This window comes from Vibrio sp. 2CM40D (assembly GCF_023161825.1).
Classification (GTDB): domain Bacteria; phylum Pseudomonadota; class Gammaproteobacteria; order Enterobacterales; family Vibrionaceae; genus Vibrio; species Vibrio alginolyticus.
This window is the reverse complement of record NZ_JALNTL010000015.1, coordinates 18,591-38,795: the sequence shown is the minus strand read 5'-3', so window position 1 is coordinate 38,795 and position 20,205 is coordinate 18,591. Positions and strand designations below refer to the sequence as shown.

Here is a 20,205-nt window from a genome sequence, read left to right as displayed (position 1 = left end):
TTGTTGATTATCAAATACAAAAAAACCGCGGAAAGCCGCGGTTTTGTTTATCTATTTCAAGCTTGCTTAGAACAACTCTTCAGCAACTTTGTATAGATCGTTGCGTACTGGACGCTTCATGTTTTCGATTGCGTCGATGATATCGTGGTGAACAAGTTGCTCTTTCACGATACCTACACAACGACCACCATGACCTTCGATCAATAGGTGAACAGCGTAGTTACCCATACGAGATGCTAGTACGCGGTCAAATGCAGTTGGACGACCACCACGTTGGATGTGACCAAGTACTGTTGCACGAGTTTCACGACCTGTCGCGGCTTCGATGTCACGTGCTAGTTCATTAGCATCCATCATTAGCTCAGTAAGCGCGATGATCGCGTGTTTCTTACCTTTAGCGATACCATCTTGGATGTTGCTGATCAGCTTGTCTTTGTCTAGACCAGTTTCCGGAGTGATGATGTATTCACAACCGCCCGCAATTGCAGACATCAGAGTCAAATCACCACAGTGACGGCCCATGATTTCTACAATTGAAATGCGTTGGTGAGATGAAGAAGTATCACGTAAACGGTCGATTGCATCGATAACGGTGTTTAGTGCACTTAGGTAGCCCACAGTGTAATCCGTACCTGCGATATCGTTGTCGATTGTGCCCGGAAGACCGATACATGGGTAACCCATTTCAGTCAGTTTCTTCGCACCCATGTACGAACCATCACCACCGATTACCACTAGTGCATCGATACCATGTTTTTTCAGGTTCTCAATCGCTTTTTCACGAACTTCCACTTGTTTAAATTCAGGGAAACGTGCAGAACCTAGGAACGTACCACCTTTGTTGATCACATCTGAAACGCTAGAACGATCTAGCTTCTCGATGCGGCCTTCGTATAGGCCTAGGTAGCCGTCGTACACACCGAATACTTCCAATCCTTCGGATAGTGCTGTACGTACTACGCCGCGTATCGCAGCGTTCATACCAGGTGCGTCACCGCCACTTGTTAAAACACCGATCTTCTTAATCATGCTCACCCTCGATCTTTGGCAATCAATTATTTAATTTTCTTTTAGGCCCCTTGTTACCAAGCAACCTGCATAATCCAGAACTGTGCGTTATGTTACATTTCCTCTACAGGATTACCAATGAAAACGCACTTTTTTATGTAACTTTTCTACTTATGTAAGAGTATTACAGTTTCTCTATAAAACTTTGTTGATTCATATCAGGATCACGAATCTTAATAAGTATTGATGGAAAGATAGTCAATAAGTACCTGTTTGTCGTCGGGCACTGATGGATTTTTCAAGCCTACCAATCTTGCGCTTTCTGCTCTTTCTCTGGTCCGAAAACGACAGACAATGGATCTTGATGGATCAATACGTCCGCATCAGGAAAAAGAGCCAATAAATTATCTTCCACTTTATCAGCGATGTAATGCGCCTCAATTAATCGTAAGTTATCGTCTAGCTCTAAATGCAACTGTATAAAGCGCGTCGGTCCGGACATTCGCGTGCGTAACTGATGCACGCCCAATACCCCTTTTACGCTCAAACAAGCTTGGTTAATTTGCTCAAGCTCTTCATCGGGCAACTTTCTATCAAGTAAGGTTTGAATCGCTTCGCTTACCATTTTGAAAGCGCTATAAAGAATGAAGACACCAATACCAATCGCAAACACAGCATCCGCTTGAGTCACTCCAAAATAACTGAGCCCCAGAGCAACCATGATCGCAGCATTCATATACAAGTCAGTCTGATAATGCAGAGAATCCGCCGCTATTGCTTGGCTCCCCGTCACGCGAACCACATGTTTTTGGAACATCACCAAGCCAAGTGTGACCACAATCGCAAACAGCGATACATACACACCTAACTCCGGTGCGTGTAAAGCATGTGGGCGGAAAAATCGGTCAATCCCGTTAAGAATCAAAAATACTGCCGAGCCCGAAATAAACATTGCTTGGGCTAGGGCCGCTAAGGACTCAGCTTTACCATGTCCAAACGTATGTTCGCGGTCTGCCGGTTGTAAGGCGTAACGAACCACCACAAGATTCACAACCGAAGCCGCGATATCTAACATGGAGTCAATCAATGACGCCAATAAGCTCACTGAGCCGGTTACCCACCACGTGATGACTTTTACTATCAGAAGAAGCGTCGCCACAATGGTTGCAGTCCAAGCGGCGGTCGTAACTAAACGTGCGTATTGCTGTTTCATAATCAAAGAGTTAACTAAAACCATACGTTGAGTATATTGAATGACCATGAAATAACCAGATCAAAAAGAGGCAACCAATGGCTGCCTCTTTATATAACATCAATTCATGACTTAATTATTGCGCGACTTTTCCATGCGCTTGTGCATTCTGTCGCCACACTCTTGCATACGTTCATTTTGTAGCTCAACAAATTTCGCTTTCTGCTCAGGTGTTAATACGCTAAGCATTTGGTGCTTTCTTTCTAGCATTTGCACGCGACGTTCCGTTTGGCGCTCAACCATCTCTTTTGCTAATTCGCTAGCTTGAGCTTCATCAAAGTTATCCGCCAGCAAAAGCGATTGTACTTTTGCGTGATGCGCTTGACGCTCAGCCATACGTGCTTCTTTGCCATCAGCGAATTTTGCTTTCATTTCTGCTTTGTTTGCTTCACGCATTTCTTTTAGCTGATCTTTTTGTGCATCAGTCAGGTCTAGTTGACGCATGACACCTCGGTCCATACCCATGCCGCATTCGTCACGAGGACCTTTATGATGGTTTTTACCACCGTAAGCGAATGCGCTTGCGGCGCCAAGAGTAAGAGGTAGAACAACAGCAGCTAACACAAGTTTTTTTGCAGACTTCATAATACGATTCCTTACACAGGTGAGTGGTTCTTCTGAGCTGTTCTCACAGCGCTTGAGTATAGAATACGACCCGCTAGGTAAAGCGACGTATAGGGAGCGTAAAGAATCGTAAAGAGTGATTTTTCTCCTCTTCGTTGCGCATCATTCCAATGTAATATTAGGCTATCGGTAACTTACTATAGGTGCCCCCATGGCAAACATTCTTTTAATCGATGACGATATCGAGCTAACTAGCTTATTAAAAGAAGTACTCAGTTTCGAAGGGTTTGAGGTCAGCGAAGCAAATGACGGTGAAGCCGGCTTAGCTGCGATCAATGATAAGATTGATTTGATTTTGTTGGATGTCATGATGCCAAAACTCAATGGCATGGAAACGCTGAAACGCTTACGTGAAAATTGGGAAACTCCCGTCTTGATGCTGACCGCTAAAGGGGAAGAAATTGATCGCGTGATCGGCTTGGAACTGGGCGCGGATGATTATTTACCAAAACCTTTTAGTGACCGAGAGCTGTTAGCGCGAATCCGCGCGATTTTACGCCGCACTAGCAGCACACAAAAAAATACCAAAAACAGCGATTGCATTGAGTATCAAGAAATCCGCCTCTATCCCGGTAAGCAAGAAGCGTATTGTGAGCAACAGTTGCTCGATCTCACGGCAACCGAGTTTGCGCTACTCACCCACTTCGTACAAAACCCAGGACAAGTGCTGACCAAAGAGACACTGAGCTTAGATGTGCTTGGTAAACGACTCGCTGCTTTTGATCGCGCTATCGATATGCATGTCTCGAACTTACGTAAAAAATTACCAGATCAAAGCAATGGTAAGCCGCGAATCAAAACCCTGCGTGGTCGTGGCTACATGCTGCTTGAGGAGGATTAATGCGCCTATCACGCATCAAACTGCCAAACATCAATAGCCTGTATGGACGCATCTTTGCCATTTTTTGGTTCACCATGTTATTAGTATTGATAGCCGTGCTATCACTGCCACATTTGGACCCACGCAAAGCTCGCGATATTCCAGAAGAACACTACAAACGTATGGTAGAAACGCGTGACTCAATCCAACAAAAATACAGCCAGCAAACTGATTTAGGCCGCATACTTTTTCGTATCGAGGGCAACCGCCACGGCAAGCACGACCCTCGCCCACGAGTGTTTTTTTCTGACTATAGCGGTAATGTTCTTACGACAGAAAAACGCAGCAATTTTCAATTGCGTGCCATGCAAAACTTTGTCACCAGTATCGAAGATTACAATAATCCAAAGCAGAAGCTGTATGGTCGATACATGATTGCGGGCCCAATTCCTATCACTTTGGCAGGTTCCGATATCTTGATGTACGTGGGTTTCAAATGGAATGAGCCACCACCTCTACTCCTGCGTCTGTTTGATCACCCATTCCAGCTCTTGCTTGCGGTCATGTTGGTTAGTACACCATTGCTGTTATGGCTTGCTTGGGCTTTGAGTCAGCCTGCACGTCGTCTTGAAGCCGCTGCTCAACGTGTGGCGAAAGGTGAATTTGTCACAGACCCAAATTTAGAAAAAGGTACGGCGGAATTTCGTCAAGCAGGTAGCAGCTTCAACCAGATGGTCGAAGCGGTTAATCAAATGATTTCAGGACAACAACGTTTGCTATCCGATATCTCTCACGAGCTGCGCTCACCTTTAACTCGTCTGCGCATGGCAAGCGCATTAGCGACGCGTAAACAAGGAGAAAGCCCAGAATTGACTCGTATCGATACAGAAGCGCAGCGCTTGGAACAGATGATCAGTGAACTATTAGAGCTTTCTCGCATGCAGGCGAACAGTCATATGACTCGCGAAACACAGCCATTAGAAAGTTTATGGGAAGAGATCATTAAAGATGCGCAGTTTGAAGCAGAGCAAATGGGCAAACAGCTACACTATTCAGAATTACCTAAGCGCAATATTTCCGGTAACCCTAAACTGCTGATGAGTGCGGTGGAAAATATCGTTCGTAACGCCATTTACTACGGAAAAGATGAGGTACAAATCGACATCAAAGCCGATGACGATACGCTTCGTATCACGGTTGACGATAATGGAGAAGGTGTACCAGAAGAGGAACTGGCCGCGATTTTTCGCCCGTTCTATCGCGTTTCCACGGCACGCGATCGCCACTCTGGCGGCACAGGTCTCGGCCTAACCATTACCGAAAGTGCCATTCGCCAGCACAGTGGCACGATCGCAGCCAGCCGAAGTCCTTTAGGCGGATTGCGCATGAGTATCACCTTACCGATCAATTGTTAGTCTCAATTTGATGAACTAACAATAATTCGCACCATATTTCTAGAGTGAGTGATTCACAGCCCCACCCTCACTTTAGAAATTGGTGAGGCTTCTTAGAATACCCTTACAAAGATCAAAGTTGATAATAATTATCGTTAGCATTAAAGTAAATTTTCCAATTAAGGAGGATTTACTATGTCACATACATTTCCCGCTCTGCCTTACCCGTACGATTCACTAGAGCCGTACATCGATGCGAAAACCATGGAAGTGCATTACAGCAAACACCACAAGACGTACTTTGATAAGTTTGTAAATGCCGTTGAAGGGAGCGAGCTCGAAACTCAGTCATTAGACGAGATCTTTGACAATATCTCTAAGCTCAGTCCAGCAGTACGTAATAATGGTGGCGGCTATTACAACCACATCATTTATTGGAATTGCATGTCACCAAACGGTGGCGGAGAGCCTCAAGGCGCGCTTGCTCAAGCAATTAACGATAAATTTGGTAGCTTTGCGCAATTTAAAGAGGCGTTTGCCCAAGCTGCCATCAATACCTTTGGGTCTGGCTTTGCATGGCTGATCGTAAAAGATGGTGAGATTCACATTACGTCCACCAGTAATCAAGACAACCCTCTGATGGATGTAGTGGATGTGCGCGGTGAACCAATCCTCGCATTAGACGTGTGGGAGCACGCGTATTACATCAGCTACCAAAACCGTCGCCCAGAATATATTGATGCGTGGTGGAACGTCGTCAACTGGCGAGCAGTTGAAGAAAACTATGCTCACGCTCTCTTATAAAGAGCATCGCTACTTACGGTATTTACATCCGCGCTAATGTCTGCTTTCATACCCAGGTCAATCTTGCTGAATCTCGCATATCTCGGTGACTTGGGTATATACTGCCCCTCTCTTTGACCAACTCTATTTCAATACCATGTTTGATATCGCTTTATACGAACCAGAAATCGCGCCGAACACCGGCAACATCATTCGACTATGCGCCAACTGCGGTGCAAACCTTCACTTAATTGAACCTCTGGGTTTCGATCTTGAAGAGAAAAAAGTCCGCCGCGCTGGTTTGGATTACCATGATTTAGCTCGCGTAACGCGTCATAAAAACTATCAAGCGTTCTTAGAATATTTAGAGAAAGAGAAGCAAGGTAACTACCGATTGTTTGCCTGCACCACCAAAACCACAGGTCACCACGTTGATGCACAATACCAAACGGGTGATGTTTTGATGTTTGGTCCAGAAACTCGTGGTTTGCCTGCTGAAATCATCGATAGCTTGCCAATGGAGCAGCGTATTCGCATTCCAATGATGCCAGATGCGCGCAGCCTAAACCTTTCGAATGCCGTTGCGATCATTGCTTTTGAAGCATGGCGTCAAATGGGCTTTGAAGGCGCATTGTAAGCAGCACGAATTCCAAATACAGAAAAGGGCGCTTGGTGCACCCTTTTATTTTCTTTACTGTCTAACTCAATCAGTTGAGCTTGTTGCGATCATCATCGTCTTTACGCTCGTATTCCCCTTCGAAGGTATTGCCATTATCTGACTGGGAATCAAATGGGTCACGACGGAACGGGTCTTGCTCAAATGGCCCCTGGTTAGAGAAACCACCTTGGAAGCCACCGCCATGCATGGTTTTCACCACCATTTTGCTCATCAAGTATTTAGCTATCGCGGCGCGTGGCGCAGGAAGCAACACCAACATACCAAGGGCATCGGTCATAAAGCCCGGGGTTAACAGTAGCACGCCAGCCACCGCTAGCATTACGCCTTCAAAAATTTGCTGGGCTGGAATTTCACCTTGTTCAAGACGCCCCTGTACTGACATCAGTGTTTGTATACCTTGGCTACGAACCAACGATGCACCAACAAATGCCGTGATTAAGACTAGTGCAATGGTCGGCCATAAACCTAAAAAGCCGCCCACCTGAATAAATAAACCGATTTCAATGATCGGAACAAAAATAAACGCTAATAATAAGATAGGAAACACACGCCCTCCTTTGTTTAATTCAGTGTAATGGTAAAAGCAGACTAAGCTCAAACGAATCGTTGTAAAAAAGCGTGTTCATACTGGTCTCCTTCTCTTTTAGACAAAGTAGCGGGAGCGCGTTTCATTCAATTGCATACCGATTTTTTCGTGCTTTTAAAGTGCTAATTTCGAACTCTAAAAACTCATGTTTGTCGAGGAAAATCGAGTACCCATAAAGGGTTATTAATAACCCGTTCATACTTTGCAAATTATTGACTCATGAAAAACGAAAAAGGTGATCTAGTTACTATTTTTATGCGCTAGGTGCAGTATCATGTGCCACATAAGTCAGGACGGATTTTCCAGCCAAAAATTCTGATGAATGGATTCTAGATTGCAGAAATGGCTAATAAATAACTTTATTATCAGAATTATCATCTAAGGATCCTGCTATGGCTACCCTATCTGATGCTCCAAAAACAGCAAACCCAGCCACTCGTATTGAAGAAGATCTATTAGGTCAACGTCATGTCCCTGCAGATGCGTACTACGGTATTCATACGCTACGTGCGATCGAGAACTTCAACATCTCCAATATGACCATCTCTGACGTACCAGAATTTGTACGCGGCATGGTAATGACCAAAAAAGCAGCAGCGTTAGCAAACAAAGAACTTGGCGCTATTCCAAAAGACGTTGCAAACTACATCATCGAAGCGTGTGATTTGATCCTAGAAACTGGCAAGTGTATGGATCAGTTCCCATCAGACGTATTCCAAGGCGGTGCAGGCACTTCAGTTAACATGAACACGAACGAAGTGATCGCAAACGTTGCGCTTGAGTTGATGGGTAAAGAGAAAGGCCAATACGAATTTGTTAACCCAAATGACCATGTAAACAAGAGCCAATCAACCAACTGTGCGTACCCAACAGGTTTCCGTATTGCGGTATACAACAGCGTACACAAGCTAATGGAAGCAATTGAGTACCTAAAAGGCGCATTCGAACTTAAAGCCGTTGAGTTTAAAGATGTACTGAAAATGGGCCGTACTCAGCTTCAAGACGCAGTACCAATGACAGTAGGTCAAGAGTTCCATGCATGGGCGGTAACACTAAACGAAGAGATTCGTGCTCTAGATTACACATCTAAACTCCTCCTAGAAATCAACCTAGGCGCAACCGCAATCGGTACTGGTCTAAATACACCAACTGGCTACCAAGCGCTTGCAGTAAAACACCTAGCGGAAGTAACAGGCCTTGACGTTGTTGCAGCAGAAGACCTTATCGAAGCAACGTCTGACTGTGGTGCATACGTAATGACTCACGGCGCGCTAAAACGCCTAGCAGTGAAACTATCGAAGATCTGTAACGACCTTCGTCTACTTTCTTCTGGTCCTCGTGCGGGTCTAAATGAATTGAACCTACCTGAAATGCAAGCAGGCTCTTCAATCATGCCAGCTAAAGTAAACCCAGTTATCCCAGAAGTAGTAAACCAAGTTTGCTTCAAAGTTCTCGGTAACGACAACACGGTTTCTTTCGCAGCAGAAGGCGGTCAGCTACAGCTAAACGTTATGGAACCTGTGATCGCACAAAGTGTGTTTGAGTCTATCTCTCTACTACACAATGCGTGTGTGAACCTACGTGATAAATGTATCGACGGCATCACTGTGAACAAAGAAGTTTGCGAAAACTACGTTTACAACTCTATCGGTATCGTCACTTACCTAAACCCATACATCGGCCACCACGAAGGTGACATCGTAGGTAAGATTTGTGCAGAAACTGGTAAGAGTGTTCGTGAAGTCGTGCTAGAGCGCGGTCTGCTTACAGCAGAGGAGCTTGATGAAATCTTGTCAGTAGAAAACTTCATGCATCCTACTTACAAAGCAAAACGTTACGAGTAATAACGAATCCGAAGGGGGCCACTCAGGCCCCTTTTTTAGGCTCTCATACGGTTAACCACATTTTTTATATGCTTTTATTGCCGCTAAACCACTAGGTTCTCATTCTCTGAGCATTTACTCCTGTTCCTGAGTGTTCAAAAAATCAGAATCAAATAAAAAACTAAAGAGGTATCAATATGGTCATGGTCGAACTCTTCGTGGTTCTGCTCTTCATCTATTTGGGGGCAAGAATCGGTGGTATCGGCATTGGTTTTGCCGGTGGTGCTGGGGTCATTGCGTTGTCTTTGATCTTGGGCGTACCAACAAGCCAAGCTTACATTCCCGTTGACGTAATTTTGATCATCATGTCTGTAATCACCGCTATCGCAGCAATGCAAGTAGCTGGTGGTTTAGACTGGATGGTGCAAGTTGCTGAAAACTTTTTGCGCAAGCATCCTGAGCGCATCACCTTTTATGCGCCTATCGTAACTTACCTAATGACATTAATGGCGGGTACTGGCCACACGGCATTCTCTACTTTGCCAGTGATTTCAGAAGTAGCGAAAGGCCAAGGCGTGCGCCCTTCTCGTCCACTGTCTATCGCGGTCGTAGCATCGCAAATCGCTATCACCGCATCACCAATCTCAGCGGCTGTTGTCGCGTTCGCGGCAATGCTGCACCCATTTGGCGTTGACTACCTAACACTACTAGCAATCTGTATCCCAACGACGTTCATCGCGTGCATGATCGGTGCGTTCGTGGCGAACTTCATGGGCTGTGAGCTAAAAGACGATGCTGAATACCAAGAGCGTCTAGAAAAAGGCTTAATCAAGCTAAATACAGAAGCAAAACGCGAAATCCTACCAACAGCGAAGAAAGCAACCTTCATCTTCCTAGGCGCAATCGCATTTGTCGTGTGTTACGCAGCAGCAATTTCTGGCTCTGTGGGTCTTATCGAGAACCCTGCTCTAGGCCGTAACGAAGCTATCATGACGGTAATGCTCGCAGCTGCGGCAGCTATCGTAATGAGCTGTAAAATCGATGCTGGCAAAATCCCAGCCGCAGCAACATTCCGCTCTGGTATGACAGCGTGTGTGTGTGTTCTTGGTGTGGCATGGCTAGGTTCTACGTTCGTTAACGCGCACGTTGACGGCATCAAAGAAGTTGCGGGTGCGCTACTAGCAGACTACCCATGGATGCTAGCACTTGTTCTATTCTTCGCTTCAATGCTGCTTTACTCACAAGGTGCAACCACTGTTGCGCTGATGCCAGCAGCACTAGCAATCGGTGTTGCACCACTTACCGCAGTTGCATCTTTCGCAGCAGTAAGTGCGCTATTCGTGCTGCCAACTTACCCAACGCTTCTAGCAGCGGTTGAGATGGACGACACGGGCTCAACTCGTATCGGTAAGTACGTATTCAACCACCCATTCTTTGTACCTGGTGTGGTAACCATCGCTTCTGCGGTAGCACTTGGCTTCGCATTCGGTGGTCTACTGATCTAGTAGAAACAGAGTCTTACTCGGGGAGCTTCGGCTCCCTTTTTTATTGCCTGTTGTCTTGATTTATGCTCAATAAATCTTCATTTTCATGAAACTTATTGACTCGCCTCCGGGTCTGATTGAGTTACACTAACGGCAATTATCTAAGATGAATTGACTCTTTTATGCGCGCATTACTTTCCGTTTTACTCTTAGGGCTCATTACCTTTTCCACTCCGTCTTTAGCTTTATTTGGCAAAGACCAGTTTAACAGTAGCCAGAACAACAGTTTTGGTAGCAGCAGCGACAGCTTTGTTCCGGTTGATCAGGCGTTTCCATTTAACTTCTACCAGCAAGATGACAAATTGATGCTCGATTGGCAGGTACGTGACGGGTACTACCTATATCAAGAGCGCTTGTCTGTAGCTGGTGAGAAAGTATCGCTAGGCGAACTGCAAATGGAAGACGGCACACCGCATAAAGATGAATTCTTTGGTGACGTGCATATCTATACGCAACCTCTCTTCGTTAACGTACCAATGTATGATTGGCAAGACGGTGCGCGCGTGGTGGTGCAATACCAAGGTTGTGCGAAAGCAGGCTTCTGTTACCCGCCAGAAACTCGCGTGATTCCTATCAGCGCGTTTACTTCGTCGAACTCAGATTCAACAACGGCGACAACTGCATCAAAAGCAGAACAGGCACCAACAGCAACGCCACCAGCGGTGCAATCATCTAGTTCTGCCGACACACCATCAGCTCCAGTAACACAGCAAGATAGCCTTGCAGCCAACCTTGCTGATAACTGGTGGACACCACTTCTGTTCTTGGCGCTTGGTGTGGGCTTGGCGTTTACACCTTGTGTGCTACCGATGTACCCAATTCTGACCAGCATAGTGCTTGGCAGTGGCAAACTAAGCCAACGCCGCGCGCTAGGCTTGTCATTCGTCTACGTGCAAGGCATGGCGCTGACTTACACCCTACTCGGCCTTGTGGTCGCGTCTGCTGGCATGCAGTTCCAAGCGGCAATGCAACACCCTTATGTGCTGATTGGTTTGAGCGTACTGTTCATCGCACTCGCTTTGTCTATGTTTGGTCTGTACTCATTACAGCTACCAAGCAACGTTCAAACGTGGTTAAACAACCTCAGCAACAAACAACAAGGCGGCAGCAGTGCAGGCGTATTCGCTATGGGGGCGATTTCTGGACTGGTGTGCTCACCATGTACCACAGCGCCTCTGTCTGGTGCGCTACTTTACGTTGCACAAAGCGGCGATTTGCTTACCGGTGGTATCGCGTTATACGCGCTGGCGATGGGCATGGGTATTCCGCTGATTCTTGTTGCGGTCTTCGGCAACAAACTGCTACCAAAAGCAGGTGGTTGGATGGACCGAGTGAAAACACTCTTCGGCTTTATTCTGCTTGCCGCACCTATCTTCTTACTAGAACGCATCATGCCAGAAATGTGGTCAACGATTCTGTGGTCAGCACTGGGTATTGCTGCTTTTGGTTGGCTATACCACATCAAAAACAGTCTAGAGTTTGGTGGCTGGAAACAAAGTGCCGTGGGCATAATCGCCGTCTTAGGTTTGCTAGCCTCAGCACAACCTATCTTAAATTACTGGTTTGGCAACAGCACAACACAAACTCAGCAAGCCACTGTTAGCTTTACTCGCATTGCTAACGTGGCGGAGCTTGAAGAACAACTGGCACTTGCGAAAGCGGCAGGTAAACCCGTCATGCTCGATTTCTACGCCGATTGGTGTGTAGCATGTAAAGAGTTTGAAAAGTACACCTTCCATGACCCAAGCGTCGAAGCCAAACTGCAAGACTTCGTTCTTCTGCAAGCGGACGTGACCAAAAACCAAGTGCAAGACATCGAACTACTGAAGCACATGAGTGTGCTTGGTTTACCAACAATTGAGTTTTGGGATGCCAGTGGTGAACACGTTTCAAACGCTCGTTTGACGGGCTTTATGCAAGCCGAGCCTTTCTTAGAGCATATCAAGCAGTTCTGATAACCAGATATTCAAACGCCAGTGATGTCCACTGGCGTTTTTATTGCTCAGATTTGAATAAGAACATTGCGTTTATATGCAATTTTCCTAATAAAAGTCGATTTGGTTCAGACTTTTAGCGAATAAATATTGTCCACTCTCTCAAAGCTGGACAATAATAAATTTAACGAAATAGTCAAAAGTGTTTAACGTCATGGATTCGACCTACACCATCATTATTGCAGATGATCACCCACTCTTCCGGAATGCCTTGTTTCAATCTATCCACATGGCTATTAGTGGTGCAAATTTGCTGGAAGCGGACTCACTCGACGCACTTCTGGCTTTGTTAGAACGAGAGGAAGAGCCAGATTTAGTGCTATTGGATCTCAAAATGCCAGGAGCAAATGGTATGTCTGGCTTGATTCATTTGCGAGCAGAGCATCCAGATTTACCTATCGTCGTCGTTTCAGCGAGTGAAGAGCCGGCGATCGTGACGCAGGTGAAAAGCCATGGTGCATTTGGTTTTATTCCCAAGTCCAGCGACATGCGCGAATTAGTGAACGCGCTCAATCAAGTGCTGAATGGCGACCCATACTTCCCTGAAGGGTTGATCACCAATAACGCGGCATGTAATGACTTAGCGGAAAAGATTGCTGCGCTAACACCGCAGCAATATAAAGTGTTGGGAATGTTGTCCGATGGCTTGCTGAACAAGCAAATCGCTTACGAATTGAATGTTTCAGAAGCCACCATAAAAGCGCACATGACAGCCATTTTCCGTAAGCTCGGTGTAAAGAACCGCACGCAAGCCGTGATTATGCTGACGGAAATGAGCGACTAGATTGACGTCTTATCGTCAGACTTACTTTTTTCGTTTGGCAATCGGATACCGACTTTAGTGACCTGCTGATCAACAACATCAGCGACGATCCAATGCAAACCTTGCCACTCGAAATGGTCTCCCAATACTGGCGTGCTACCTAATTGCTCTTCGACAAGGTTTCTCAAACTTTTATCCAGCGGTTCATCCCCCAGATTCAAACCATACATCACGGCAATATCGGCAAGCTTCACTTCAATATCGAGGAAGAAGTCACCGAAGAATCGCGCTAGCGACGCTTTCTCTGGGGCTTCACTAAACAGTAAGCTCAGTGCATCTAAATCCTTTTCTTGTGCTAATACACACAAGGTATCATCTTCCTCAAGACGCGTACTGCCGGATGGGTGCAATAGCTCTTTACTGCGAAATACAGCGGCGATACGCGTTCCTTCCGGCATCGAAAGACTACGTAATGGCTCACCAATGCACCATTTATCTGCTTTAAGTCTATAGATAAACAGCTCCCACTCACTGGTCGGGTAAATCTCTACACCCGTACGCGAAATTGGCTCAGGCTTAGAAGGTAGCTCGACCTTTGCAAGAGACATCGCCTTAGTCAACGTGCCCCCTTGTACTATCAAAGACACCATTACTACAAAGAATGCCAAATTGAAGTACAGTTGAGCATCTGGCAACCCTGCCATCATCGGAAATACCGCGAGGATGATAGGTACAGCACCACGCAGTCCTACCCAAGAGACAAACCACTTTTCACGTGGCGTGAAACTCTTGAATGGCAGTAAACCAATCCAAACTGAGATTGGTCGGGCAAACAAAATCATCCCGAAAGCAAGCGCAAGACCTGGCAACGCAATAGAGAGTAAATTGGATGGCGTAACCAACAAACCAAGCACCAAGAACATACCAATTTGAGCTAGCCACGTCATACCATCTAAAACATGAAGAATAGAGTGGCGGCTGCGTGTTGGACGGTTACCTAATAAAAGACCAACAAGGTAAATCGACAAAATACCACTGCCACCCAAAGTGTTAGATAAAGCGAAAATAAGCAAGCCACCACTGACCGTTAAAATAGAATACAGCCCATCTGGTAATTGATTGCGATTGATAACTTTCCATAAGATCCAGCCACCAGCGAAGCCAAGTAACGCGCCAATACCAAACTGCTTAAGAAAACTGAACGCCAAAAAGCCCGCACTTAAATCTGCGCCAGGGTTCGCTAAAATAGCAATCAGAGTTACGGTCAGAAACACCGCCATTGGGTCATTGGTGCCGGATTCAATTTCCAGCGTTGAACCAACACGTTCGTTCAGGCTACGACCTTTGAGTAGAGAGAAGACCGCGGCAGCATCGGTGGAACCAACAATCGCACCAACCAATATGCCTTGCAATAAATCTAAGTCGAATAACCACGTTGCCATCAGCCCGGTTAAAATGGTGGTGATCGCAACGCCAAATGTCGCCAAAGAGACCGAGGGCCATAACGCAACCCTAAAGCTGGCGACCCGCGTTCTCATCCCACCATCAAGCAAAATGATGGCTAATGCGAGGTTACTAACCAAATAAGCGATCGAAAAGTTATCGAATAAAATGCCGCCTAAGCCGTCTTCCCCCGCTAGCATTCCAACGGCTAAAAATACCAAAAGAATTGGGATTCCCAACTTAGAAGACACTGGGCTTAAAAGAACGCTAAGTGCGATTAACAACGCACCTATTAGAAAAAAACTGTTAATGGTGTCTGCGTCCATTCTCACCCTCCCTTAATGAAAAACGATAATAATTGTGATGAGCAAGGCTACTTCGTTAATGAGGTAATGCCCTAATCTGCCTCCCCTTTACACCGTCTCAAAATGCGAGGTTGTACGAGAATGACTCAGTTATATTACTTTATTGTGCGTTAAAACGGTGATTTGATGCGAAAACTTTATGTAAATAAATTACTTGTGAGCTTTCTTATCTACGCCTTCTCTCTTTAAGAGCCACAAGATCACCACCAATACTTACACAGCATCTCCAAGTTCAATGAAGAAAAGATTAATGGCCCGTCTTAATCATGCCTGTTTATCCAATCAACCTTTAGACCTTTGGCTAACTTAACAGTTTATTAACATAACGTTTTGCCCCTTTGTTCGCTGCAAAAGCCCATAATATGGGGGTTCTTCATTTTTAACACCCCGACTAAAGTTGAAAAGAGTTATTGCCAACACCTTGCTAATGTACATATTGAAACATTTCATTAACAACAATACCAATCGTAAGGAGACGGCAATGGCATTTGAAAGCGAAGAAAGAGCCAAAGCCTATTGGGACAAAAACGTGAAGCTCATGATCGGCCTAATGGTCATCTGGTTCGTCGTGTCTTTCGGCTGCGGCATTTTATTTGTCGACGTACTAAATCAATTTCAACTAGGCGGTTACAAACTCGGTTTCTGGTTTGCTCAACAAGGCTCCATCTATGCGTTCCTAGGAATTATTTTCTATTACGCATGGAAGATGCGCCAAATTGACCGTGAATTCGGCGTGGACGAATAAGGAGTCACTCAGATGGATTTGAAAACTATTACCTACCTGGTCGTTGGCGCCACGTTCATCCTGTACATCGGGATTGCTATTTGGGCTCGCGCCGGATCAACCAAAGAGTTTTATGTTGCTGGTGGCGGTGTAAACCCGATTGCAAACGGTATGGCAACCGCAGCCGATTGGATGTCCGCAGCGTCGTTTATCTCAATGGCAGGCTTAATTGCCTTCATGGGCTATGGCGGCTCAGTATTTCTAATGGGTTGGACTGGTGGCTACGTTCTGCTTGCGCTGTTGCTAGCGCCTTACCTACGCAAATTTGGTAAGTTTACGGTGCCAGAGTTTGTTGGTGAACGCTTTTACTCCAACACAGCACGTATCGTAGCGGTTGTTTGTCTTATCATCGCATCAGTGACTTATGTTATCGGTCAGATGAAAGGCGTGGGCGTTGCGTTTGGTCGCTTCTTAGAAGTGGATTACTCCACCGGCCTATTAATTGGTATGTGTATCGTTTTCATGTACGCGGTTCTTGGCGGCATGAAAGGCATCACTTACACGCAGATTGCTCAATATTGCGTACTCATTCTTGCTTACACTATCCCTGCAATCTTTATCTCTCTGCAACTCACTGGTAACCCAATCCCACAAATTGGTCTGGGGAGTACCATGGCTGGTACCGATGTCTATCTACTCGATCGGCTTGACCAAGTTGTGACCGAACTCGGATTCAGTGAATACACGACCCAAGTACGTGGCGACACACTTAATATGTTTGTCTACACCATGTCACTGATGATTGGTACTGCCGGTCTACCACACGTAATTATCCGTTTCTTTACCGTGCCGAAGGTTCGCGACGCACGTACATCAGCAGGCTGGGCTCTGATCTTCATCGCAATCCTTTACACTACAGCACCAGCGGTATCAGCGATGGCTCGTCTCAACCTAATGAATACGGTAAATCCAGCTCCGGGTCAGCACCTAGCGTATGACGAGCGTCCTGCGTGGTTCAAAAACTGGGAAACAACTGGACTACTCGGTTTTGACGATAAAAATGGCGATGGCAATATCCAATACACTTCAGATGCGTCCACCAACGAACTGCGCGTTGATAACGACATCATGGTATTGGCTAACCCAGAGATCGCTAAACTACCAAACTGGGTGATCGCACTTGTGGCAGCAGGTGGTCTTGCAGCTGCACTATCTACCGCAGCAGGTTTACTACTCGCCATTTCTTCAGCTATTTCCCATGACTTAATCAAAGGGGTTATCAATCCGAACATATCCGAGAAAAAAGAGCTACTTGCTAGTCGAATATCAATGGCAGTAGCGATAGCAGCCGCAGGCTATCTCGGTTTAAATCCGCCTGGATTTGCCGCAGGTACGGTAGCACTCGCCTTTGGTCTTGCCGCTTCATCCATCTTCCCTGCATTGATGATGGGCATCTTCAGCAAGAGCATCAACAAAGAAGGCGCAATCGCCGGTATGATTGCAGGTATCAGTATTACGCTGTTCTACGTATTCCAACACAAAGGCATCCTTTTCGTTGCTGATTGGAAATATCTAGAAAGCTGGGGAACAAACTGGTTCCTGGGTATTGAGCCAAACGCGTTTGGTGCTATTGGCGCACTATTTAACTTCATCGTCGCATTCGCTGTCTCCAAAGTAACAGCAGAAACGCCACAAGAAGTAAAAGACCTAGTCGAACACGTTCGCGTGCCAGTAGGTGCTGGTAGTGCAGTGGATCACTAAAAACTAATCAAAACCACAAAAGCCCCGTTTGGAACCAGCCGTCCGGGGCTTTTTTATTCTCACTTTTCAGTTACCATATTCGCAGTATGTCGTTGCAAGGAAGCCAAGATGTTCAAAAACAAGCACTTTATTCTCGCTCTACTGATTGCGCCAGTTCTCTCTTTGATCGCTTACTTCGGTACCGATATGGCCCTCAGCGAGAAACCCCACGCGGCGCAAGAAGGGGAAACTTACAAACTCGCGAGTAAGTCTAATTGTCGTTACACCAGTGGTCTGTGTGATATGGAAAATGGCGATTTTAAAGTGAAATTTCGCTCTGAAAAACTCACTAAAAATAACTTAGAATTGTCACTCAACGCCGCTTACCCACTCGAAGGGGTTAAAGTTTCTATTGTGAGTGACAAAGAGAAAAACGCTCAACCGATTGATATGAAGCCCGCCGATCAAGCAGGCCAAAGCTGGTACATCACCTTACCAAAGCCTGCATCTGCAGAAAGCTGGTTAAGAGTCGTCATTCAATCAGGCGGCACACTGTATTATGGTGAAACACAAACCGCATTTGTGAAGTACGAAACCTTATTTACTGAATAACGGCGACAAGCTAATTCACCGGTATTCAAACGACAGTGACTTAGTTTCACTCAGCATAAATGAATTCCTACTCAGCCGACGCCTTTGCGTCGGCTTTTGTTTCCGTAAGTCTTTCTTCAACAACCTCTTACTCTAAAAAGGGTTGCCAACCCACAATTTAATTGATAATAATTATCATTACATTTAATGAGAGGTGGTTATGGACAACAAACGGGACATCTTTAACGCATTTTTTAAAGCCCAAGATAGATTCCTTCTCGCCGCACCACATGGCTTTGAGCCAGACGTGATTCATGACTATATTCATTGGGGAATGGTGTTGTCTTCTTGTTATGAACACGATGCCGATGAAGAAAATCTATTGTTGTGTGAGCTGTTTTTACGTCAGGTTTATTTCCATTTACTAGACGCAATTCAAGACTCAACTCGCAGCCGTATCTTCCGTCGTGTCTGTCTCGATTCTATCCATACGCCATTATTCTGCCTCAAACGCTATTACTACCAGTTTGAACAAGGCGACGTGAAATTTCTCGCACTACAACAACAATTACGCCTGATTCAAATCTCACTCGATTAACCAAAAGGATCCCTACCATGAGCACCGAATTCCGCATAGAAACTGACAGTATGGGCGAAGTAACGGTCCCTGCAGATGCTCTCTACCAAGCCCAAACTCAACGCGCCGTCGATAACTTCTCATTCAGTCAACATAAAATGCCATCTGGTTTTATCAAAGCGTTAGCACACATCAAGCAGACTGCGGCACTCACCAACGCACAGCTAGGGCTGCTTGAAGGAGATATTGCCAACGCGATTGCTGACGCAGCTCAAGCAATTATCGAAGGCAATCATATTGAGCAATTCCCAATTGACGTGTTCCAAACAGGATCAGGCACTAGCTCAAATATGAATGCGAATGAAGTAATTGCAACACTGGCCTCCCAGCATCTAGGCGGCACTGTTAGCCCTAATGATCACGTCAACATGGGGCAAAGCAGCAACGATGTGGTACCAACGGCCATTCAAGTTAGCGCAGCATTAGCCATCGAAAAACAGCTCTTCCCGGCCCTGTCACACCTCAGCCAAACACTAGAGTCTAAACAGCAAGCATTGAAAGATGTTGTAAAAACCGGTCGCACCCACTTAATGGACGCGATGCCAATTACCTTTGCTCAAGAACTTGGCGGTTGGCAGTTCCAAATCGAGCATGCAAAACAAGCGATTGAACAAACACTTCCTGCTGTAAAAGCCTTAGCCCAAGGTGGTACGGCGGTTGGAACGGGGATCAATGCCGATCCACGCTTTGCAGACTTATTCGCTAGCAACCTAACCCAATCAACTCGCATTCAGTTCACGGCCAGTGATAACTTCTTTTTCAATTTAAGCAGTCAAGATGCGATCGTCGCTCTGTCGGGACAGCTCAAAACAGCAGCAGTTGCGATCATGAAGATCGCAAATGATCTTCGTTGGATGAATTCAGGCCCATTGGCTGGTTTAGGTGAAATTGAATTACAAGGCTTGCAGCCGGGTTCTTCCATCATGCCTGGCAAAGTAAATCCTGTGATCCCAGAAGCAGCAGCTATGGCATCAGCGCAAGTCATTGGTAATGACACCACCATAACCGTCGCAGGCCAAGCGGGCAACTTCCAGCTTAACGTCATGCTGCCAGTTATTGCTCATAACGTATTGGAGAGCATCGAGTTACTCTCTAACAGCGCAACCGCTTTAGCTGACAAAGCCATTGCGACGTTTGAAGTTCGCCAAGATAACTTGGATGTAGCACTCGCCAAAAACCCAATTTTGGTCACGGCTCTCAACCCGGTCATTGGTTACCTAAAAGCGGCAGAAGTCGCGAAAAAAGCCTACAAACAGGGACGCGCGATTATTGATGTCGCGGAAGAAGAAACTGATTTGGATAGAGCCACACTAGAGCGATTGCTTAATCCAGCCAAACTGACCCAAGGCGGCGTCGCAGAATAAACGGCAAACTCAGCCTATCAACTAAGATTACAAACATCGAGACCTCCATTCGGAGGTCTCTTTTATAGCGA

The 20,205-nt window shown here is 45.9% G+C and carries 18 protein-coding genes; 13 read left to right on the top strand and 5 right to left on the bottom strand.

Features of this window, described 5'->3' with window-relative positions:
- Positions 1 to 66: 66 nt before the first annotated feature.
- The 3 genes from pfkA to MTF70_RS22365 form a co-directional block, all read right to left on the bottom strand.
- Complete coding sequence (gene pfkA / locus MTF70_RS22375; protein WP_005381521.1) at positions 67 to 1,029, bottom strand: 6-phosphofructokinase; 963 nt, start codon at positions 1,027 to 1,029, stop codon at positions 67 to 69.
- A gap of 283 nt (positions 1,030 to 1,312) precedes the next feature.
- Positions 1,313 to 2,221, bottom strand: a complete 909-nt coding sequence (fieF, locus tag MTF70_RS22370) for a CDF family cation-efflux transporter FieF (RefSeq protein WP_025768809.1) — start codon at positions 2,219 to 2,221, stop codon at positions 1,313 to 1,315.
- 111 nt (positions 2,222 to 2,332) lie between these two features.
- Entirely contained in the window at positions 2,333 to 2,845 is a 513-nt protein-coding gene (locus MTF70_RS22365) for a CpxP family protein (protein ID WP_005386388.1), read from the bottom strand.
- 190 nt (positions 2,846 to 3,035) lie between these two features.
- Between MTF70_RS22365 and MTF70_RS22360 the strand changes: the two genes are divergently transcribed.
- From MTF70_RS22360 to trmL, 4 genes are all read left to right on the top strand, one after another.
- On the top strand, positions 3,036 to 3,725 hold the full coding sequence (locus MTF70_RS22360) for a response regulator (RefSeq protein ID WP_042523708.1): 690 nt from the start codon (positions 3,036 to 3,038) through the stop codon (positions 3,723 to 3,725).
- Complete coding sequence (gene cpxA / locus MTF70_RS22355; protein WP_005382383.1) at positions 3,725 to 5,119, top strand: envelope stress sensor histidine kinase CpxA; 1,395 nt, start codon at positions 3,725 to 3,727, stop codon at positions 5,117 to 5,119. Before MTF70_RS22360 ends, cpxA begins: the two co-directional genes overlap by 1 nt.
- A 174-nt stretch (positions 5,120 to 5,293) precedes the next feature.
- On the top strand, positions 5,294 to 5,902 hold the full coding sequence (locus MTF70_RS22350; protein WP_005382382.1) for a superoxide dismutase: 609 nt from the start codon (positions 5,294 to 5,296) through the stop codon (positions 5,900 to 5,902).
- Between the two features lie 136 nt (positions 5,903 to 6,038).
- Entirely contained in the window at positions 6,039 to 6,518 is a 480-nt protein-coding gene (trmL, locus tag MTF70_RS22345; protein WP_025768811.1) for a tRNA (uridine(34)/cytosine(34)/5-carboxymethylaminomethyluridine(34)-2'-O)-methyltransferase TrmL, read from the top strand.
- A 70-nt stretch (positions 6,519 to 6,588) separates the two neighbouring features.
- Here trmL and MTF70_RS22340 read toward each other — a convergent pair whose 3' ends face one another.
- Positions 6,589 to 7,107: an FxsA family protein gene (locus tag MTF70_RS22340; RefSeq protein ID WP_033907286.1), complete on the bottom strand. Its 519-nt coding sequence runs from the start codon at positions 7,105 to 7,107 to the stop codon at positions 6,589 to 6,591.
- Between the two features lie 431 nt (positions 7,108 to 7,538).
- Between MTF70_RS22340 and aspA the strand changes: the two genes are divergently transcribed.
- From aspA to MTF70_RS22320, 4 genes are all read left to right on the top strand, one after another.
- Positions 7,539 to 8,990 carry an aspartate ammonia-lyase gene (aspA, locus tag MTF70_RS22335; protein ID WP_005382379.1) on the top strand — a complete coding sequence of 484 codons (1,452 nt, stop codon included), beginning with the start codon at positions 7,539 to 7,541 and terminating at the stop codon, positions 8,988 to 8,990.
- A 176-nt stretch (positions 8,991 to 9,166) separates the two neighbouring features.
- Positions 9,167 to 10,474 carry an anaerobic C4-dicarboxylate transporter gene (locus tag MTF70_RS22330; RefSeq protein ID WP_042523706.1) on the top strand — a complete coding sequence of 436 codons (1,308 nt, stop codon included), beginning with the start codon at positions 9,167 to 9,169 and terminating at the stop codon, positions 10,472 to 10,474.
- 161 nt (positions 10,475 to 10,635) lie between these two features.
- Positions 10,636 to 12,468: a protein-disulfide reductase DsbD gene (locus MTF70_RS22325; protein ID WP_005382376.1), complete on the top strand. Its 1,833-nt coding sequence runs from the start codon at positions 10,636 to 10,638 to the stop codon at positions 12,466 to 12,468.
- 193 nt (positions 12,469 to 12,661) lie between these two features.
- A complete protein-coding gene (locus MTF70_RS22320; RefSeq protein ID WP_005382375.1) occupies positions 12,662 to 13,291 on the top strand; it encodes a response regulator transcription factor in 630 nt (209 codons plus the stop codon).
- On the opposite strand, the gene MTF70_RS22315 is transcribed toward MTF70_RS22320, so the two are convergent.
- On the bottom strand, positions 13,288 to 15,039 hold the full coding sequence (locus MTF70_RS22315) for a potassium/proton antiporter (protein ID WP_005382374.1): 1,752 nt from the start codon (positions 15,037 to 15,039) through the stop codon (positions 13,288 to 13,290). The genes MTF70_RS22320 and MTF70_RS22315 overlap by 4 nt on opposite strands.
- Before the next feature lie 520 nt (positions 15,040 to 15,559).
- Between MTF70_RS22315 and MTF70_RS22310 the strand changes: the two genes are divergently transcribed.
- The 5 genes from MTF70_RS22310 (at position 15,560) to MTF70_RS22290 (ending at position 20,134) form a co-directional block, all read left to right on the top strand.
- Positions 15,560 to 15,823, top strand: coding sequence for a DUF4212 domain-containing protein (locus MTF70_RS22310; RefSeq protein ID WP_005382373.1), 264 nt, complete (start codon positions 15,560 to 15,562; stop codon positions 15,821 to 15,823).
- A gap of 12 nt (positions 15,824 to 15,835) precedes the next feature.
- On the top strand, positions 15,836 to 17,563 hold the full coding sequence (locus tag MTF70_RS22305; protein ID WP_005382372.1) for a sodium:solute symporter family protein: 1,728 nt from the start codon (positions 15,836 to 15,838) through the stop codon (positions 17,561 to 17,563).
- A 108-nt stretch (positions 17,564 to 17,671) separates the two neighbouring features.
- A complete protein-coding gene (locus MTF70_RS22300) occupies positions 17,672 to 18,154 on the top strand; it encodes a hypothetical protein (protein WP_005382371.1) in 483 nt (160 codons plus the stop codon).
- 199 nt (positions 18,155 to 18,353) lie between these two features.
- The gene (locus MTF70_RS22295; protein ID WP_005382370.1) at positions 18,354 to 18,731 is read left to right on the top strand and encodes a hypothetical protein; all 378 of its coding nucleotides are present in this window, start codon (positions 18,354 to 18,356) and stop codon (positions 18,729 to 18,731) included.
- Positions 18,732 to 18,748: 17 nt separating this feature from the next.
- Complete coding sequence (locus MTF70_RS22290) at positions 18,749 to 20,134, top strand: class II fumarate hydratase (RefSeq protein ID WP_005386369.1); 1,386 nt, start codon at positions 18,749 to 18,751, stop codon at positions 20,132 to 20,134.
- Positions 20,135 to 20,205: the final 71 nt, after the last annotated feature.

Bases quoted from the DNA above. Each gene is read 5' to 3' on its own strand.
- pfkA (WP_005381521.1), bottom strand. From the start codon at position 1,029: ATGATTAAGAAGATCGGTGTTTTAACAAGTGGCGGTGACGCACCTGGT.
- fieF (WP_025768809.1), bottom strand. From the start codon at position 2,221: ATGAAACAGCAATACGCACGTTTAGTTACGACCGCCGCTTGGACTGCA.
- MTF70_RS22365 (WP_005386388.1), bottom strand. From the start codon at position 2,845: ATGAAGTCTGCAAAAAAACTTGTGTTAGCTGCTGTTGTTCTACCTCTT.
- MTF70_RS22360 (WP_042523708.1), top strand. From the start codon at position 3,036: ATGGCAAACATTCTTTTAATCGATGACGATATCGAGCTAACTAGCTTA.
- cpxA (WP_005382383.1), top strand. From the start codon at position 3,725: ATGCGCCTATCACGCATCAAACTGCCAAACATCAATAGCCTGTATGGA.
- MTF70_RS22350 (WP_005382382.1), top strand. From the start codon at position 5,294: ATGTCACATACATTTCCCGCTCTGCCTTACCCGTACGATTCACTAGAG.
- trmL (WP_025768811.1), top strand. From the start codon at position 6,039: ATGTTTGATATCGCTTTATACGAACCAGAAATCGCGCCGAACACCGGC.
- aspA (WP_005382379.1), top strand. From the start codon at position 7,539: ATGGCTACCCTATCTGATGCTCCAAAAACAGCAAACCCAGCCACTCGT.
- MTF70_RS22330 (WP_042523706.1), top strand. From the start codon at position 9,167: ATGGTCATGGTCGAACTCTTCGTGGTTCTGCTCTTCATCTATTTGGGG.
- MTF70_RS22325 (WP_005382376.1), top strand. From the start codon at position 10,636: ATGCGCGCATTACTTTCCGTTTTACTCTTAGGGCTCATTACCTTTTCC.
- MTF70_RS22320 (WP_005382375.1), top strand. From the start codon at position 12,662: ATGGATTCGACCTACACCATCATTATTGCAGATGATCACCCACTCTTC.
- MTF70_RS22315 (WP_005382374.1), bottom strand. From the start codon at position 15,039: ATGGACGCAGACACCATTAACAGTTTTTTTCTAATAGGTGCGTTGTTA.
- MTF70_RS22310 (WP_005382373.1), top strand. From the start codon at position 15,560: ATGGCATTTGAAAGCGAAGAAAGAGCCAAAGCCTATTGGGACAAAAAC.
- MTF70_RS22305 (WP_005382372.1), top strand. From the start codon at position 15,836: ATGGATTTGAAAACTATTACCTACCTGGTCGTTGGCGCCACGTTCATC.
- MTF70_RS22300 (WP_005382371.1), top strand. From the start codon at position 17,672: ATGTTCAAAAACAAGCACTTTATTCTCGCTCTACTGATTGCGCCAGTT.
- MTF70_RS22295 (WP_005382370.1), top strand. From the start codon at position 18,354: ATGGACAACAAACGGGACATCTTTAACGCATTTTTTAAAGCCCAAGAT.
- MTF70_RS22290 (WP_005386369.1), top strand. From the start codon at position 18,749: ATGAGCACCGAATTCCGCATAGAAACTGACAGTATGGGCGAAGTAACG.